Raw genomic sequence first — 15,606 nt, 5'->3', positions numbered from 1 at the left:
TGATCAGCGGGGGCATCTCGAAGAACATCGGGGTCGTGCGCCGCCTCGAGGACAAGCTGGGCGTCACCTCGCACATCTGCTTCGAGCCGCAGATCGTGGGGGCGCTGGGCGCCGCCCTCTTCGCGCGCGCCTTCCTCGAGCAACAGGGCTCGCCTCCCCACGGAGCGCTCCCAGTGCTCCCGCCAATGCCGATGGCTCAGGTTGCTTGGAGAAATAGGCGAGAGTAGACTCGCACTGATCGAATTCAGGTGATGGAGGTGCTCATGGCAGTCGCAATATTGATCGAGATTCCCGGGGCTACAACTACTCAGTATGATGCCGTCATCAAAGATGTGTTTCCGGGAGGCCGGCTCCCTCGTGGCCTCATCTTTCACGTGGCAGGACCCGCGGAAGGAGCGTTGCGCGTGGTCGATGTTTGGGACTCGCGACAGTCGTTCGACAGTTTCGCGCAAACTACCCTCGGCGCGGCGATGCAGAAGGCAGGGATACCGCAGCAACCCATCATCAAGGAGTGGCCGGTTCACAAGACTGTTCACAGTCACTGAGGCAAGCCATTCAGGCCGACCATTCCGGTTGGCTTGTCCCCTGGAGGAGGGCCGGCGGCTCGAGGCGGGTGTGCGCGCCGGCATCTCACCGCAGCGCGAGCAGCAGGTTCTCGAGGCGCTCCACTCAGCTGTGCGGGGTTTGTCGTCGCCCCCGGTATCCGGCCACGGCGAGGAGGCCGAGGCCGAGCAGGACGAGGCCGCCCGGGCCGGGCACCGGCAGGCGCGGCGTAAGGACCACGGTGTGGATCGCCCCGCTGGGGTGTTGCTCCTGGACCGCGCCTATGGGCCAGAAGTCAGCCTCTCGGTCCGTGCCGTTCAGGAATGTGTTCACGCCGGTGATCTCGAGCGCGCCGGGCGGCGGCTCGTGATCCCAGGGCGTTCCGGTCGAGGTGAGCCGCAGGGTGTCCGAGAGCGCAATGGGGCCGCTGGTAGCACCCTTCCTCACGTCGAAGAACACATCGAAGAACGAGTCGAAGGTCCCGTGGGGGTTCCCCTCCGCGGCCAGACCGCTGATGGTCATCCTGCCGACGCTGGCCGGGCCTCCGCGCTCGCCCTGCAACGTGATGAAGTAGACGTCCAGACCCAGGCCGAAGTCGACCGGGACGGCGCTCATGAGGTGAAGCGCCACCAGTTCCGTGGGGATGGTCGCGGAGCCGACGGTCGCCTGGTCGAGACGCTCGACGATGGTGTCGGTGGTCCCGGTCGGCATGGGCCCGCTCCCGAAGTCGAAGCTCCCCAGCGGCGCCCCAACGAAGGGAACGCCGCCGAACGTGGTGACCGGAGTGGTCGTGAACAGGTCCCATCCGGGGTCCACCGTCGGCCCGGCGAAGGCCGGTGGCGCGAACCCGACCAGAACCGCCAAGAGCCCGAGAGCGAAGAGACGCTTGAACCGCTCGCCACCCATCACTGGCCCTCCCTGGGAACTGCTCGTGGTTCCTGCCTCACCTCATCCCCCGGTGGGGTGACCTGCTCATGCATGCTCATGCATGCCGCGGGCCAAGCGTCGCGGCTCTGAATTGTTGCGGAGTTCGCCAGGGCGCGTCCAGACATGGGGTGTTGACCTGTAAAGATAGCCGACGGGCGCCTGACTACTTGAGGTGCTGGCCGAAGAAGGCGACGACCTCGCGAATGCTGTCGGCCCAGGCGGCGGGATCCCCGCCCGTGGTGGCGCCGCGCCCACCCGGCGCGCTCGCGTTGATGCGCGCCGCAAGGTAGCGCACCGGCCTGTCGCTGTCGAACGAGTGGTGCGCCCCCGGATAGATCTTGGTCGCCACCGGATACCCAGCGTGGCGTGCGGCGTCGGTCAGCTTCCGGCAGGGTTCGGGGGGCGTCCAGTCGTCCTTCTCTCCGACGAGGATCAGCAGGGGCGCGACGGGGCGGTAGACACCGCTCGAGTTGCGCCACGCGCGAATGCTCGGCGCGCAGCTGGGATAGAGCGCCACACCGGCGGCGAAGCCGGCGCGCTTCTCCCCGGCGAGCGGATCCGCGTCGCTGTCCGGCGCCAGCATCGAGGCGAGGGTCGTGGAGCCTCCGTGCGAGCCGCCCATGATTCCGACGCGCCGTCCATCCACGTAGGGCAGCGTTCGAAGGTAGGCGAGGGCCGCGTACGCATCGCGCACGCGCCGCGCAGGGCTGACGTCGTTCCGGCTCGGCGAGGGATTGGTGCACACGCCGCCGGCGTGGCCCCGGGTCGTGAAGCTGTCAGGAATGAGGACGACATATCCCCGACCGACCAGCTCTCTCGCCCAGCGGTCGGGCGCGCCGCTCGACGCCGTACCCAGGCCGCTGCAGTCGTGCATGATCACGACCGCGGGAAAGGGTCCCGGCCCGTCCGGCCTTGTCACCGTGGCCGGAATCTGCTCGGAAGCGCGGTTGAGCGCGGTGGTCGTGATCGACAGGCCGGAGGTCGTGCCGACGCAGCCTCCGAGAATGCCGGCACAGAACCAGAGAGCCAGTGCCACGGGCAGGGAACGGTCCCTCACATAGCGCTTGCTCGCCGCGACTGGTTCGACTACCGGGCATGTGTGGGCATTCATGGGAGCATCCGGGAAGACGCCCCCAGTGTAGTGTGGGGGCGGGCGGCGCGTCAACGGACGGCAGAGCGTCAGGCTTCGCTCGCCTACGCTACAATCCGCTCGACACCATGGTCAGGCTGTGAATTCGCGATCTGACACTCATCCGACGTTGATCGCGCTCCTGGTCGGTCCGGCGCTTTTCGGCGTCGTCCTGGCGGCCCCGCTCGAGGGCCTCACCGCTCCCGCCCATCGTTTGGCGGCCGTGTTCGTCTGGGTGGTGGCGTATTGGGTCACCGAGGCGATCCCGCTGCCGGCGACGTCGCTTCTCGGCTCCGTGCTCTGCATCGTGCTGGGCGTGGCGCCGGCCGGCACGGTGCTCGCCCCCTACGCCGACCCCGTCATCTTCCTGTTCGTGGGCAGCTTCATCCTGGCCGAGGCCATGAGGTCGAGCGGCCTCGACCGGCGCTTCGCGTGGGCCCTGCTGCGCCACGAGTGGGCGACCCGATCGCCCGGCCGGCTCCTGGCGGCGCTGGGCGCGGTCACTTGCGCCATTTCGCTCTGGGTGAGCAACACGGCCACCACGGCCATGATGCTGCCGGTGGGCCTCGGCATCCTCGCGGCCCTGGGGCCGGCGGGCGACCCCGCGCGGAGCCGCTTTTCCATCGGGCTCCTCCTGATGCTCACGTGGTCGTCCTCGGTCGCGGTGGGCATCCCCGTGGGCTCACCTCCCAACCTGATCGCGATCGGCATGGTGAGAAACCTGACGGGCCAGCGCCTGACCTTCTTCGACTGGACGGCAGTCACCATGCCCGTCACCGTCGTCATGCTCGTCCTGTGCTGGGCGATCCTGCGTCACCGCTATCCCGCCCACGGGGACATGGGCGCGGCGATCGCAGAGTACGTGACGGCGCAGCGGACGGCGATGGGCCCCTGGACGCGAGCCCAGCGAAATGTCGCCGCCGTCTTCGGGCTCGCGTGCGTTTCGTGGATGCTGCCGGGCGCGCTGGCCATGGTGGCGGGACCGGAGGCGCCGGCGGCGCGGCTCCTCGAGGCGAGGCTGCCCGAATCCGCCGTGGCCTTGGCCGCGGCCGCCCTTCTCTTCATGCTTCCGACCGACGTCGCGCGACGGACGTTCACCATCACCTGGCGGGACGCGGCGCGGATCGAGTGGGGCACCATCCTGCTCTTCGGCGGCGGCCTGTCGCTTGGACGCCTCATGTTCGAGACCGGGTTCGCGGAGACTGTGGGGCGCGCGCTGGTGCGTCTGTCGGGCGCCGAAAGCGTCTGGGCGCTGACGGCGATCGCCATCGTCATCGGCGTGGCGCTGTCCGAAACCTCGTCCAATACGGCCTCGGCCAGCATGGTGGTGCCGGTGGTCATCGCCGTCGCCGGCACGGCCGGCGTGAGCCCGATCCCGCCGGCAATCGGGGCGGCGCTGGGCGCGAGCGTGGGCTTCATGCTGCCCGTCTCCACGCCGCCCAACGCCATCGTCTATGGAACCGGGTTGGTGCCGCTGCGAGAGATGATCCGGGCGGGGCTCTGGCTGGACGTCGCGAGCAGCATCGTGATCTGGATCAGCCTCAGGCTGCTCTGCCCCCTGCTGGGAGTGATGTAGCGCGGGCGTCAGGCCATCTTGGCCAGTTGCGCCTCGTCCTACGCTCGCCAGCGCCGGTGCATCCAGACCCACTGCCCGGGGGCACGCCTGATCTCGGCCTCCAGGACATCGGTCACCGCCTGGAGCATCCGGCAGAGGTCCGCGTCTTCGTCGAGCGAGAGGTCGGCCAGGACCGGGCGATGGCAGCGGAGCACGAAACCGGTCGCGCTGTCCGCGGCGCGCGCGAGGAAGATCGGAACGAGCGCGGCGCCGGTTCGGCGCGCCAGGTGAGCCGGTCCCAGCGGCGCGCGCGCGACCTGACCGAAGAAGTGGACCCGGGTGCAGCGGACGTGGCGCGTGTCCTGGTCCGCCATGAGGATCACGCCGCCCCCCCTCGTCAGCGTCCGCAGATAGCCGAGCTCCCGGCCATCGCGGGAGTACACGCGGACCCCGAGCCGCGCCCGCACGTCGCGGACGGCCTCGTGCAGCCACGGGTTCCGGATGTCGCGCGCGACGGCGGCGACCGCGAGGTCGAGGTGATGCCGGAGAGCCAGCGGCACGAGCTCCCAGCTTCCGAGGTGGGCGGCGACGAACACCACACCTTGACCCCGTGCGAGCGCGGCACGGCAATGGTCGATTCCATCGACGCGCACGCGGTCGCGAAGGTCGTCCTCGCGCCACCGCAGAGCCGCGACGGCCTCGGCCACGGTCATGGCGACCGACTGGAACGCCGCCCTGGCGAGGGCGCGGCGTTCCCGGGGCCGCAGGCCGCCGGCATAGGCCCGGGCGAGGTTGGACAGCGCCTGCGCTCGTTCCTTCCTGGCGAGGTGATACGTGACTGTTCCCGCCGCGCGCGCGAGTCGCGCCGTCGTGACAGGGCTCGTATGGCTGAAAACGCGGACGGCGAGGCGGGCGATGAGGCCGACGGCACGGTCGCGGACCGCGATCGTGAGCCTCCGGCGTCGCCGGCGCCGCTTCGCGAGCGGGCGTGACGCCACGACCGGCGGGGAGACAGGCGCGCAATCTTCCGTCACCGCCACGAGGGCGATGATACTATCCGTCGCGACGGGTGTCGACACAAATGCCCACACTTCCTCGTCCAGCGACCATCGTCGACGTCCTGCGGGCGCGCGCGGCGGAATCCCCCCAGGCGCTCGCCTACTCCGCCGAGCGCGCGGATATCACCTATGCCGAGCTCCTGGCTGACGCGCAGGGCACGGCGGTGGCCCTCGCGGCCCGCGGCGTGAAGGCCGGGGACCACTGCGGACTCGTCCTCGGAACCGGGATCGAGTTCATCCGGAGCTTCTTCGCGATCCAGCTCCTCGGCGGTGCGCCCGTCGCCATCAATCCCTCCTTCCCGGCCGCGACCGCCCTCGAGCGGCTCCGACAGGCCGGATGCCGTTTCGCGCTCGCCTCTGGCCCGACGCTCGAGGCGTTGTGGCGCGCGAACGGTGGCGGCTGCGAGCTCGTCGCCGTCGAGGCCCTCCTGGACGAGCGGCCACGTCGGGAGCTCCGTCTTCCCGGCCCCACGGGCGCCGACACGGCGTATCTGCAGATCACGTCCGGCACGACGGGAGAGCCTCGTGCCGCTGCCGTCCCGCATCGAAGCCTGATGGCGTGTCTCGAACTCATCGCCACGGCCCTGTCCATCCGACCCGACGACGTCTTCGTCTCCTGGCTTCCGCTGCACCACGACCTCGGGCTCGTTCGCTTCGTCTGTCTGCCCCTGTTCTGCGGGCGTCCCTCGCATCTCATCACCCCCGCGATCCGGAACCTGCGCGGGTGGCTCGAGACCATCTCCCGCGTGCGAGGCACCATCACCGCCAGCCCGGATTTCGGGTTCCGCATCGCCACCCGGACGGTGAGCACGGCGGGCTTGAACCTCGAGTCGCTCCGGATCGCCACCAACGGCGGAGAGCCGGTGCGGCTCGGCACGATCGAGGCGTTCGAGGCGAAGTTCGGGCTGCCCGGCGTCGTGCGGCCTGCCTATGGCCTCGCCGAAGCGACACTGAGTGTCTCGTGCCTCTTGCCGGGCGAGCCGCTCCGCTGTGACCCGCGCACGGGGGCCGTCTCCTGCGGCCGTCCGTATCCGGGCGTCCAGGTCGAGATCGTCGATGCCACCGGCGCGCCGGTGACGCCGGGAGAGCCCGGTGAGATCGTCGTCCGGAGCGACGTCGTGTTCGCGGGCTACTTCGGTGACCCGGCCTCGACGGCAGTCACGCTGCGCGATGGCGCGCTTCACACCGGCGACGTCGGGTTGCTCGATGCCGACGGGCACCTCCACGTGCTCGGGCGGAGCCGCGCCCTCATCAAGCGCGCCGGAGCCGCGATCGCTCCTCGCGAGGTGGAGGAGGCGGTGGATCGCGTGGCCCACGTGCGCTTCTCGGCCGCCGTGGGGATCGCCGACGAGGCGCTCGGGGGATCGGAGACGCTCGTCGTGGTGGCGGAGGTCCAGCCCGAGCCCGGACTTTCGCCGGGCACGGTGACCGACGCGATCGTCCTCGAAGTGAGCCGGACGCTCGGGTTCGCGCCGGGTGACGTCATCCTCGTGACGCCCCGGACCATCCCGCGAACGCACAACGGGAAGATCCGGTACGGCGAGCTGCGCCGAATGATCGTCGACGGTGAGCTAGCCCGGGCTGGATCCGTCCTGCTGTCGGGCGTGTCCGACAGGCGGCTCGAGCGGTCCCCGACCCGGTAACGCCACCTGCTCGCGACAGCGGGCGACCTCGGCGATCAGCTCGCTGACGGTCAGCGTCCCGCGGTTGAGGAACTCCTCCGAGAACTGGATCTGGAACGTCCGCTCGCACGCGATGAGCAGGTCCACCATGGCGAGGGAGTCGAGCCCGATCCCGCCGTCTCCCAGCGGCAGGCCGGCGAGCCTGTCGCCGGCGGACCACGCCGCGGGGGCGTGACGGCTGATCAGACGCTCGACCTCGGCGGACACCTGGTGGACATTCTCGTTGAAGTCGCTCATCGTGGCGGGAGTCTAGCACGGTACGATACGGCTCCGCCCCCGCCGGCCGCTTCCCTCGGCCAAGCCAGGTGAAGATGGGCAACTACCCCCTCGAGCGGTCGCGGCCCGGGAGGAGTCGCGTCAAGCAAGTGGGATTGGGGCTGACGATCCCCGACGCCGGCTACAGGAGGGATTCGACGAACGACTGGACGCGCACGTTCAGCTGCTCGATGGAGCTCGGCGTGGCCTCGGCCTCGAGCTTGAGATGGGGCAGCTTCCACCGGTCGAAGCGTCCCTTGAGCGTGGCGTACTCGAAGGCGTAGGCGTCGCAGTAGAGCTGGACGAGGTAGATCAGCCCCTGGGCCGAGGCCCGGTCCATCGCGTCCCTGATCCAGGTGGCCCGGTCCTCGATGGGGTAGAGTCCTGGCGCCGGCACCCGGCGCAGGTACCCCCTGGCCAGGGCCCGGAACGGATCCCCGTCGGTCGGCACCTCGGCGGAGCCGTAGCGCGCGTTGTGGGGGAAGTCGTCCGTCACCACGCTGGCGCCGTACTTCTCGGCCATCCTGATCACGTCCAGTGCCATCGGCAGGTTGAGCGCCGAGAGCATGAGCCTCGGCTCGGGCCGGGGTGCCCGCGCGGGCGGCGCGGCGAGCAGCTCGCGCAGCAGGGCGTTGTGCTCCTCCACGGGGCTCGTCAGCGCGGCCGCGAAGACGTACACGGCCTCCTCGGCCGAGATGCCGGCCGTCGGACGCGCGGCGTGGAACCGCCGAAGCAGGGCGCGGTTCTCGTTGAAGAGCGCGATCGACCCCCTGAGCCCGTCGTCGGTGACGGGCTGGCCCGATACCCGGCCCAGCGCGGCCGCGAGACGTCTGAGCTCGCCCGCGAAGTAGCTGAGGCCTCCCTCGTCGTCCTTCGCCGGAGTGCGGACGAGCCAGTGGTTCGGGAAGGCCCGCCGGCGCACCCAGATGTCCAGGAGATGCCGGTTGGTGTCGCAGACGGTGGCCACCATCACGCCGTCGACGTAGTCGAGCACGCCCGCGGAGATCTGGCCGGCCAGGTTCCGGCTCATGCCGCAGAGATAGGGCAGGAGTTCGCCCTTGGCCTCGTAGCGCGAGTCGCGGTCCTCGACGAGCTGGACGGGGACCATCCCCGCCGCGTGCACCAGCTCCTTCGGGGTCAGCCCGTAGAAGGAGGCGACGACCTTCCGCCCCTGCCGCTTGAGCGCTCGCGCCCGGGCGTGTCGCTGCTCGAACAGCTCCCTGAAGCGGGCGATCACGCCGATCCTCCCTGCCCGCGGCGCCCCTCGAGGATCTCGATGAACCCGTCCACGCGCATCCGGGCATCCGCCCAGCTGAACCCCTCGGGGTCCGCCTGGTCGCCCTCGAAGATCAGGACGGGCAGCCCGTGGCGCTCCTGGATGAGCTGGATCAGCTCCTGCTGGCCGATGGACTGGGGCCGGCAGCTCCGGTTCGAGAACATGATGACCCCGTCGACCGCGTAGTCCCTGATGGCCTGGTCGAAGTACTCGAAGCGCGTCAAGATCGGCTTGTTGGTGTAGACGTTCGTGTACTTCTCGGCCAGCGTGTGGAAGGGGCGGTCGAGATCCAGCCGGCCCGTGCTGGTCTTGTTGCCCCAGTTGAGCGAGGTGTAGGGCTCCCAGACGAAGTTGGCGCCCTTCTCCTCGAAGTAATTGATGAGCTGCAGGTGATGCCAGATGGGGATGCCGTTCAAGATCAGGCGGTACTTCTCGCCCCCCTGCGCGGGGGTCTTGCCTTCCTGCACGTCTGCCGCGTACTGGTGATAGAGCGCCTCGTAGAAGTCCGCCGTGTCCCGCTCCCCCAGCGCGATGACCATCGGCAGGATCTGGCCGGCCAGCGCTCTGAAGCTCATGGGCGAGGGGCGGTGTCGCCTGAGCTCCATCATCTTCTTCCAGTAGTGGCCGGCGCGGTCGGAGTCCGCCAGCGCCTCCCGGAGCCGGTCCGTGTCGAGGCGGCAGGCGGTGGTGCGCTCGACGAAGGCCACCATGTCCCGGATCTGGCTCTCGTAGTAGTCGATGTACTCGGGGGCGCCGGGATCGTCGGTGACGGGCATGTCCATGTAGAACGTGGGCAGCGTGAAGTGGTCCTCGAGGTAGCTCCACCACGTGGCGTGCAGGCAGCACATGTTCACGTCTGTCACCGCGAGGGTCGGCCGCGGGATGGGACCGAAGGCCGTCTGGCCGGTCCAGCAGATGCCGAGCCCCGAGCGCGTGTAGGAGCAGATGGCATTGGACAGCCCGCGGGTCCTGGCCTCGTCGAAGAACGGCTCCGCCTTGCCGATGCCCGAGGAGATGGCGGCCAGGCTCTCGGGGTAGATGGGGTACACGCCCATGGTGTGCATGACCTCGTGGGGAATCCCCGCGCTCGCCACGCAGATGGGCTGTCCGGCCTCGGCGGCGGCGAGCATCTTCCGGTGCGAGGCGCCGGCGGTCACCTTCTTCTGGACCGTCTTCAGGTCCACGTCGCCCATTGGCCACCCTCCCGCGATCGAGTGCGTGATCGGACGCGCAGCCGGCCGTCCTGCCCGACGGCGCGCACGGGAGCATAGCAGACTCACCGCCCGTCGTGGTACTTCCTTGCCGCTGGATTCCCCCGCCCCCGTGCGCTCGCGGGATGGCCGGCGGACCGCGCGCCCTTCCGAATGCTATCCCGTGGTGTCGATTGGCTCATTGTCGAGCCGGGGGCTCCTGTGATACGCGTGGTCGGCCTGCACCTGCTGCCTCGTGGGCGATGTCGTCAAGAAGGACTATGACTCATGGGTCTCCGTGACTACACGCTGTTCGACGTCATCGCCCGCAACGCCCGGCTGTTCCGGGACCGGACGGCCCTGATCCAGGAGGGGCAGCGGGTCACGCATGGCGAGTACCTGGTCCGCGTCGAGCGCCTGGCGGGAGGCCTGGCGGCGGCGGGGATGTTGCCGGGCGACCGCATCGCCGTCCTGGCGCAGAACAGCCTGGAGTTCCTGGACCTCTACGGCGCTGTGGCGCGGCTCGGGGCCATCCTCGTGCCGATCAACTGGCGGCTCAGCGCCGATGAGATCACCTATGTCCTCGGCGATGCCGCGCCGAGAATCATCGTCGCAGGGGCCGAGTACCAGGCCGGGATTGCTGCCGCGCAGGCCGCCTTCCCCTTCGCCGAGCGTTACTACGCCCTGGGCCAGCCTTCGGGCCCCTTCGCCCCCTTCGCCGACCTCCTGGGGGCAGGGGCGCCGGCGCCGGCGGCGGAGGTCAGCGCCGACAGCGGCATCCTCATGATCCACACGGCCGCGGTGGGCGGGCGGCCCCGCGGCGCGCTCCTCTCGCACGGGGGTCTCCTCGCCGCCAGCGCGCAGCTGCTGCATTACTGGAATCTCGGGCCGGCCGACGTCAACCTCGGGATGCTGCCGCTGTTCCACATCACTGGCGGGGGGCTGTTCCTGGCAGTGCAGCAGGCGGGGGGCGCCACGGTGGTGCTGCCCAGGTTCGACCCGGAGGCGGCGCTCCGGCACATCCAGCAGGACAGGGTCACCGTCTTCGGGGAATTCCCTCCGATGCTCGGCACGCTGCTGGAGCACGCGGAGAAGGGGGGCCATGACCTGTCGAGCCTGCGCGCGGTGGCGGGGCTCGATGCCCCGGACACCATCGCCCGGCTCGAGGCGCTCTGCCCCGGGGCGAGGTTCTGGGTGGGCTACGGGCAATCCGAGGTGTCGGGGTTCGTGACCATGTGCGCGTTCCGGGACTGCCCCGGATCGGCCGGCTGGCCGACATTCCTCAATGCCGTGTCGCTCGTGGACGACTGTGACACCCCCCTGCCGGTGGGCCAGACGGGGGAGATCGTCGTGCGCGGCCCGATGGTCTTCAAGGGCTACTGGAACTGCGCGGCCGACACGGCGCTGACGTTTCGCAACGGCTGGCACCACACGGGCGATCTGGGGCGCTTCGACGAGACCGGGTGCCTCTGGTACGCCGGCCGGTCGCCCGCCAAGGAGCTCATCAAGCCGGGCGGCGAGAACGTCTACCCGGCGGAGGTCGAGAGGGTGATCGTCGAGCACCCGGCCGTCATGGAGGCCGTGGTCATCGGCGTCCCCGACGCGCAGTGGGGCGAGGCGGTCAAGGCGGTGTGCGTCTGCCGGCCCGGCCAGCAGGTGACGGCCGCGGAGGTGATCGAGTTCGTCGGGGGCCGCATCGCGCGCTTCAAGAAGCCCAGACACGTGGCCTTCGTCGCTGCCTTGCCGAGGACGTCCGCCGGCGCCATCGACAGGCAGAAGGTGAAGGACGAGCACGGCACGGCCTGAGGGCGCGGAGGAGCCCAGCGCGGCCGATCCACCATCCCGCAACGAGGAGGAGCAGCCATGAAGAGGCGAGCCCTGCTGTGCGTGAGTCTCACGGCGATCCTGGTTCTGGCGGCGGGCAGCCTGGCCGCGGCCAGGGACATCAAGACCCTCTCCCAGTTCCCCATGAGCGGCCCGGTCGGCAGTCTCCCGGAGTTCGGCATGGGCTTCATCGACGGCACCCGGTACATCAAGGAGGAGCTCAAGGGCGTCAACGGCAAGCCCATCACCTTTTTCCTGGAGGACTTCAGGTACGACCCGACCGTGGAGGTCGCCAACTTCAACCGCTACGCCGCGGAGCACGCGAAGGACGAGCTGCTCATGGCCACCGGCTACATCACCGGCGGCCTCAAGCCCCTGATCCAGAAGGTGAACGTCGAGGAGAAGATCCCGTGGCTCGACGGCTCGTACTCCACCGAGATCTTCGGCGCCGAGGGCGGGCCGGCCAAGTACCCGTACTACTACTCGCTGGGCGCGACCTACGGCGACCAGATCAAGGTCCTCATGAAGTGGGTCAAGGAGAACCACAAGGGGAAGGAGCGCGCGCGGGTCGGGTTCGTGTACAGCCCCACCGCGTGGGGGCGTGACGGCACCCCCGAGGGCATCGCCTACGCCAAGAAGCTCGGGCTCGACGTGGTGGCCGAGATCGAGTACCCCTACACCGCCACCGACGCCACGACCCAGGCCACGGCGCTGCGCAAGGCCAAGGCCGAGTACATCCTCTTCCACGGCTTCTCCGGGGCCGCGAACTACACGGCGATCTTCTTCAAGACGGTCCGCAAGTACCTGCCGGAGGCGATCATCATGGGGAGCCACTACACCACGGGCGTGTTGCCCATGCAGATCTTCCCCGAGGAGTACAACGGCTACATCGGGGCCGCGTGCCGTCCGATCATGGACGGGGTGCCGCGCGCGGAGACGCCCATGACCAACAAGGTGGTCAAGATGGCCCACGACTTCGCCAAGAAGAACCGGCCCGGCGACTACGCCCCCGGCGGGAAGATCAGGGACATGTTCCTCTACTCCGAGGGGCTCACCTACGCGCTGATCATCCACGAGGCGCTCAGCCGGGCGGACAAGGCAGGTGCCCTCACCCGGGCCGGGGTCAAGAAGGCGCTGGACACCATGGTCTGGGACTTCCACGGGCTCTTCGACGGGAAGACGTTCTCCTACCAGTCCCACACGATCCCCATGGTCCGGATCTTCAAGGCCGAATCCAAGATGGTGGAGGTCGGCGGCAAGCGGGTCCCGAAGGGGACGTTCCACCCCCTCACCGACTGGATGGACACCGACAAGATGAAGTGGTAGGGCGCGGGGCGGGGGGGCCGGGGCGGGGCGGGGGGCCGAGGACCGCGCCATGATGGATCTCGTGCAGGTGCTGGGGTCGGGCATCCTGGTGGGGATGGTCTACGCCCTGCTGGGCCTGGGCGTGGTCATCGTCTTCCGGGCCTCGGAGGCCTTCAACTTCGCCGTGGGCGAGTTCCTCGTGGTGGGGGCCTTCCTGTTCCTGGTCTTCCACTCCGACCTGCGGCTGCCGATTCTCGTCGCCCTGCCGCTGGCGCTCCTCGCGGCCGGGGCGGCGGGCGGGCTGATCGAGCGGCTGACCATCAACCCGCTGCTCGGGCGCAGCGCGATCTCCATGACCATCGTCACGCTGGGGCTCGCCAGCGTGCTCCGCGCCCTCGTCCAGCTCATCTTCGGGGCCCACGCCTATCCTTTCGAGCTCCGGCTGCCCAACATCACGGTGGAGATCGGGGACGTGCTCTTCCTCTCCGAGTCCCTGTGGGCCGGGATCCTCTCGCTCGGCACCTTCGGCCTGGTGCTCCTGTTCCTGTTCCGCACCCGGTGGGGCGTGGCCGTCCGCGCCACCTCGGAGAGCCAGGCCAAGGCGCTGGCCTTCGGGATCAACGCCGGGTTCATCCTGTTCCTGGTCTGGGTGGTGAGCGCGGTGTGCATCGCCATCTCGGGCATCGTGATCTCCAACTTCGGGAGCCTGTCCTACGTCACCGGGATCGTCGGGCTCCGGGCCATCCCGGTGGTGCTGATCGGCGGGATGGACAGCATCGGCGGGGCGCTGGTCGGCGGGATCATCGTCGGCGTGTGCGAGGCGCTCGTGGGTGCCTACGTGGAGCCCCGGGGGCTCATCGGGTTCAAGGAGCTGGCTCCCTACATCCTGCTCCTCGCCGTCTTGATCGTCCGCCCCTATGGCCTGTTCGGGACGGTCAGGATCGAGCGGGTGTGATCCCATGCTCGCGGTGGAGAACCTCCGCGTCGTCTATCAGGATGTGATCTCGGTGCTGAACGGGATCTCGCTCACCGTGAACCAGGGGGAGAACCTCATCATCATCGGCGCCAACGGGGCGGGCAAGACCACGCTGCTCCGCGCCATCTCGGGCATGCTCGACTTCTACGACGGCGACATCATCGACGGCGACATCAAGGTGGAGGGGGCGTCGGTGAAGGGCATGGACGCCACGGGGGTGATGCGCCGACACCGGCTCACCTACGTCATGGAGGACAGGCCCGTCTTCTGGTACCTCACCATCGAGGAGAACCTGAAGGCCGCGGCCTACTGCCGCTGGGACGGCGGGGTCAAGGCCGACATGGAGCAGGTCCTCGACCACTTCCCCGTGCTCCGCCGGCTGGGGAACCGGACCGCGGGGTACCTCTCGGGGGGCGAGCAGCAGATGCTCGCCATCGCGATGGCCCTCATGACCCGGCCGCGGATCCTGCTGCTCGACGAGCCCTCGCTGGGACTCGCGCCGCGGATCGTCGAGGAGCTCTTCGAGATCATCCATCGCCTGCACCAGGGTGGGCTCACCGTGGTCCTCGTGGAGCAGAACGCCCATGCCGCGCTCGGCATCGGCACCCGCGGCTACGTCATGGAGACCGGGCGCGTGGTCCTCGAGGGCTCGGCCCAGGAGCTCCTGGCCAACGAGGACGTCCGCGAGTTCTACCTCGGCTCGGGCGAGGGCGAGCGCAAGAGCTACCGGGACGCCAAGCGCTACAAGCGGAGGAAGCGGTGGCTCTGAGCGCCGCCGCGCCGGACCTCCTCCTGGAGCTCGAGGACATCCACCTCTCCTTCGTGGGGGTCAAGGTCCTCAACGGGGTGAGCCTGGGGATCCGCCGGGGCGAGATCCTCTCCATCATCGGGCCCAACGGCGCGGGCAAGACGAGCCTGCTCAACTGCGTCAATGTCCACTACCGGCCCCAGAAGGGCCGGATCCGGTTCGAGGGCCGGGACATCGGCGCCCTCAAGCCCCATGACATCGCCGCGCTGGGCATCGCCCGGACCTTCCAGAAGGTCGAGCTCTTCCACGGGATGACGGTGCTGGACAACGTCAAGCTGGGGCGGCATGCGGCCATGAAGTTCTCGCTCGTGGGGAGCTTCCTTCGCCTGCCCCATTTCCTGCGCGAGGAGCTCCGGCACCGGGCGGAGATCGAGGAGGAGGTTCTCGACTTCATGGGGCTGTCGAGCTTCCGGCACCACCCGGTGGCCACGCTGCCCCTGGGGGTCCGCAAGCGCGTGGACATGGCCCGCGCCCTGGCCACCAGGCCCAAGCTTCTCCTGCTCGACGAGATCATGGCCGGCATGGCCGTGGAGGAGAAGGAGGCATCGCCTGGATCGAGCACGACCTGGCCGCGGTGATGGACCTCTCCCATCGGGTCTGCGTGCTCAACTTCGGGACCAAGATCGCCGAGGGCACCCCGCATGTGGTCCAGCGCGACGGGCAGGTCATCGAGGCCTACCTGGGACGGCAGGGGGGGCGGGCCACCGCCGCGGCCCAGGGGTGACACGATGCTCGACACGACCTTGATCGGACTCATCGTCAGGAACGCGGAAGCGATGCCCGCAGAGGTCGCGCTTCGCGAGAAGCGCTTCGGGATCTGGCGTCCCACCAGCTGGGCCGAGTTCCGGGACGCGGTGGCGGCCTTCGCCCGCGGGATCCGGACCCTGGGATTCCAGCCCGGCGACAACCTCGCCGTCCTCGGGGACAATAAGCCCGAGTGGGTCATCGCCGAGTTCGGGGCCATCGCGGCCGGCGGCGTGGCGACCGGGGTGTACGCCGACTGCCTTCCCGAGGAGATCCAGCACCGCGTGACCTACTCCGAGGCCCGGCTCCTGGTCGTCCGGGATCAGGAGCAGGT

Annotated in this window: 15 protein-coding genes and 1 pseudogene; 10 read left to right on the top strand and 6 right to left on the bottom strand. The window is 69.4% G+C overall.

Annotation, left to right across the window (positions count from 1 at the left end; translation table 11 throughout):
• Positions 1-227: hypothetical protein (locus HYV93_09575; GenBank protein MBI2526218.1), on the top strand; the 227-nt coding region annotated here is incomplete at its 5' end.
• Between the two features lie 24 nt (positions 228-251).
• Positions 252-545, top strand: a complete 294-nt coding sequence (locus HYV93_09570; protein ID MBI2526217.1) for a hypothetical protein — start codon at positions 252-254, stop codon at positions 543-545.
• A gap of 124 nt (positions 546-669) precedes the next feature.
• On the opposite strand, the gene HYV93_09565 is transcribed toward HYV93_09570, so the two are convergent.
• Positions 670-1,449, bottom strand: coding sequence for a hypothetical protein (locus tag HYV93_09565; GenBank protein ID MBI2526216.1), 780 nt, complete (start codon positions 1,447-1,449; stop codon positions 670-672).
• A gap of 184 nt (positions 1,450-1,633) precedes the next feature.
• On the bottom strand, positions 1,634-2,527 hold the full coding sequence (locus HYV93_09560; GenBank protein ID MBI2526215.1) for a dienelactone hydrolase family protein: 894 nt from the start codon (positions 2,525-2,527) through the stop codon (positions 1,634-1,636).
• 202 nt (positions 2,528-2,729) lie between these two features.
• Here HYV93_09560 and HYV93_09555 point away from each other — a divergent pair, with 202 nt between their 5' ends.
• Positions 2,730-4,175, top strand: a complete 1,446-nt coding sequence (locus HYV93_09555) for a DASS family sodium-coupled anion symporter (protein ID MBI2526214.1) — start codon at positions 2,730-2,732, stop codon at positions 4,173-4,175.
• A gap of 38 nt (positions 4,176-4,213) precedes the next feature.
• On the opposite strand, the gene HYV93_09550 is transcribed toward HYV93_09555, so the two are convergent.
• Positions 4,214-5,233: a lysophospholipid acyltransferase family protein gene (locus HYV93_09550; protein ID MBI2526213.1), complete on the bottom strand. Its 1,020-nt coding sequence runs from the start codon at positions 5,231-5,233 to the stop codon at positions 4,214-4,216.
• Between the two features lie 2 nt (positions 5,234-5,235).
• On the opposite strand from HYV93_09550, the gene HYV93_09545 reads away from it, so the two are divergent.
• Positions 5,236-6,855: an AMP-binding protein gene (locus HYV93_09545; protein ID MBI2526212.1), complete on the top strand. Its 1,620-nt coding sequence runs from the start codon at positions 5,236-5,238 to the stop codon at positions 6,853-6,855.
• Here the strand turns inward: HYV93_09545 and HYV93_09540 are convergent.
• The 3 genes from HYV93_09540 to HYV93_09530 all read right to left on the bottom strand — a co-directional run bounded on the left by HYV93_09540 (position 6,784) and on the right by HYV93_09530 (position 9,618).
• Positions 6,784-7,131 carry a hypothetical protein gene (locus HYV93_09540; GenBank protein MBI2526211.1) on the bottom strand — a complete coding sequence of 116 codons (348 nt, stop codon included), beginning with the start codon at positions 7,129-7,131 and terminating at the stop codon, positions 6,784-6,786. The genes HYV93_09545 and HYV93_09540 overlap by 72 nt on opposite strands.
• 160 nt (positions 7,132-7,291) lie before the next feature.
• Positions 7,292-8,386 (bottom strand): 2-hydroxyacyl-CoA dehydratase, encoded by a 1,095-nt coding sequence (locus tag HYV93_09535; protein ID MBI2526210.1) that lies wholly within the window; start codon positions 8,384-8,386, stop codon positions 7,292-7,294.
• Positions 8,383-9,618, bottom strand: a complete 1,236-nt coding sequence (locus tag HYV93_09530) for a 2-hydroxyacyl-CoA dehydratase (protein ID MBI2526209.1) — start codon at positions 9,616-9,618, stop codon at positions 8,383-8,385. The genes HYV93_09535 and HYV93_09530 overlap by 4 nt, the downstream gene beginning before the upstream one ends.
• Before the next feature lie 285 nt (positions 9,619-9,903).
• Between HYV93_09530 and HYV93_09525 the strand changes: the two genes are divergently transcribed.
• From HYV93_09525 to HYV93_09500, 6 genes and pseudogenes are all read left to right on the top strand, one after another.
• Positions 9,904-11,421 (top strand): AMP-binding protein, encoded by a 1,518-nt coding sequence (locus tag HYV93_09525; protein MBI2526208.1) that lies wholly within the window; start codon positions 9,904-9,906, stop codon positions 11,419-11,421.
• 57 nt (positions 11,422-11,478) lie between these two features.
• A complete protein-coding gene (locus HYV93_09520) occupies positions 11,479-12,765 on the top strand; it encodes an ABC transporter substrate-binding protein (GenBank protein MBI2526207.1) in 1,287 nt (428 codons plus the stop codon).
• A gap of 49 nt (positions 12,766-12,814) precedes the next feature.
• On the top strand, positions 12,815-13,699 hold the full coding sequence (locus tag HYV93_09515) for a branched-chain amino acid ABC transporter permease (GenBank protein MBI2526206.1): 885 nt from the start codon (positions 12,815-12,817) through the stop codon (positions 13,697-13,699).
• A gap of 4 nt (positions 13,700-13,703) precedes the next feature.
• The gene (locus HYV93_09510) at positions 13,704-14,489 is read left to right on the top strand and encodes an ABC transporter ATP-binding protein (GenBank protein MBI2526205.1); all 786 of its coding nucleotides are present in this window, start codon (positions 13,704-13,706) and stop codon (positions 14,487-14,489) included.
• Positions 14,480-15,252 (top strand): annotated as a pseudogene (locus HYV93_09505) (ABC transporter ATP-binding protein). The gene HYV93_09510 and the pseudogene HYV93_09505 overlap by 10 nt, the downstream one beginning before the upstream one ends.
• Before the next feature lie 4 nt (positions 15,253-15,256).
• Positions 15,257-15,606: AMP-binding protein (locus HYV93_09500; GenBank protein ID MBI2526204.1), on the top strand; the 350-nt coding region annotated here is incomplete at its 3' end.

The sequence above is a fragment of the Candidatus Rokuibacteriota bacterium genome, from assembly GCA_016188005.1.
GTDB lineage: Bacteria > Methylomirabilota > Methylomirabilia > Rokubacteriales > CSP1-6 > UBA12499.
Note: the sequence above shows the minus strand (reverse complement) of the source record. Positions and strands in the feature narration are given on the sequence as shown.

What these genes read in the sequence shown, in the direction of transcription:
- HYV93_09570 (MBI2526217.1), top strand. Translation starts at nt 252, where the DNA reads ATGGAGGTGCTCATGGCAGTCGCAATATTGATCGAGATTCCCGGGGCT.
- HYV93_09565 (MBI2526216.1), bottom strand. Translation starts at nt 1,449, where the DNA reads ATGGGTGGCGAGCGGTTCAAGCGTCTCTTCGCTCTCGGGCTCTTGGCG.
- HYV93_09545 (MBI2526212.1), top strand. Translation starts at nt 5,236, where the DNA reads ATGCCCACACTTCCTCGTCCAGCGACCATCGTCGACGTCCTGCGGGCG.
- HYV93_09540 (MBI2526211.1), bottom strand. Translation starts at nt 7,131, where the DNA reads ATGAGCGACTTCAACGAGAATGTCCACCAGGTGTCCGCCGAGGTCGAG.
- HYV93_09530 (MBI2526209.1), bottom strand. Translation starts at nt 9,618, where the DNA reads ATGGGCGACGTGGACCTGAAGACGGTCCAGAAGAAGGTGACCGCCGGC.
- HYV93_09525 (MBI2526208.1), top strand. Translation starts at nt 9,904, where the DNA reads ATGGGTCTCCGTGACTACACGCTGTTCGACGTCATCGCCCGCAACGCC.
- HYV93_09520 (MBI2526207.1), top strand. Translation starts at nt 11,479, where the DNA reads ATGAAGAGGCGAGCCCTGCTGTGCGTGAGTCTCACGGCGATCCTGGTT.
- HYV93_09515 (MBI2526206.1), top strand. Translation starts at nt 12,815, where the DNA reads ATGATGGATCTCGTGCAGGTGCTGGGGTCGGGCATCCTGGTGGGGATG.
- HYV93_09510 (MBI2526205.1), top strand. Translation starts at nt 13,704, where the DNA reads ATGCTCGCGGTGGAGAACCTCCGCGTCGTCTATCAGGATGTGATCTCG.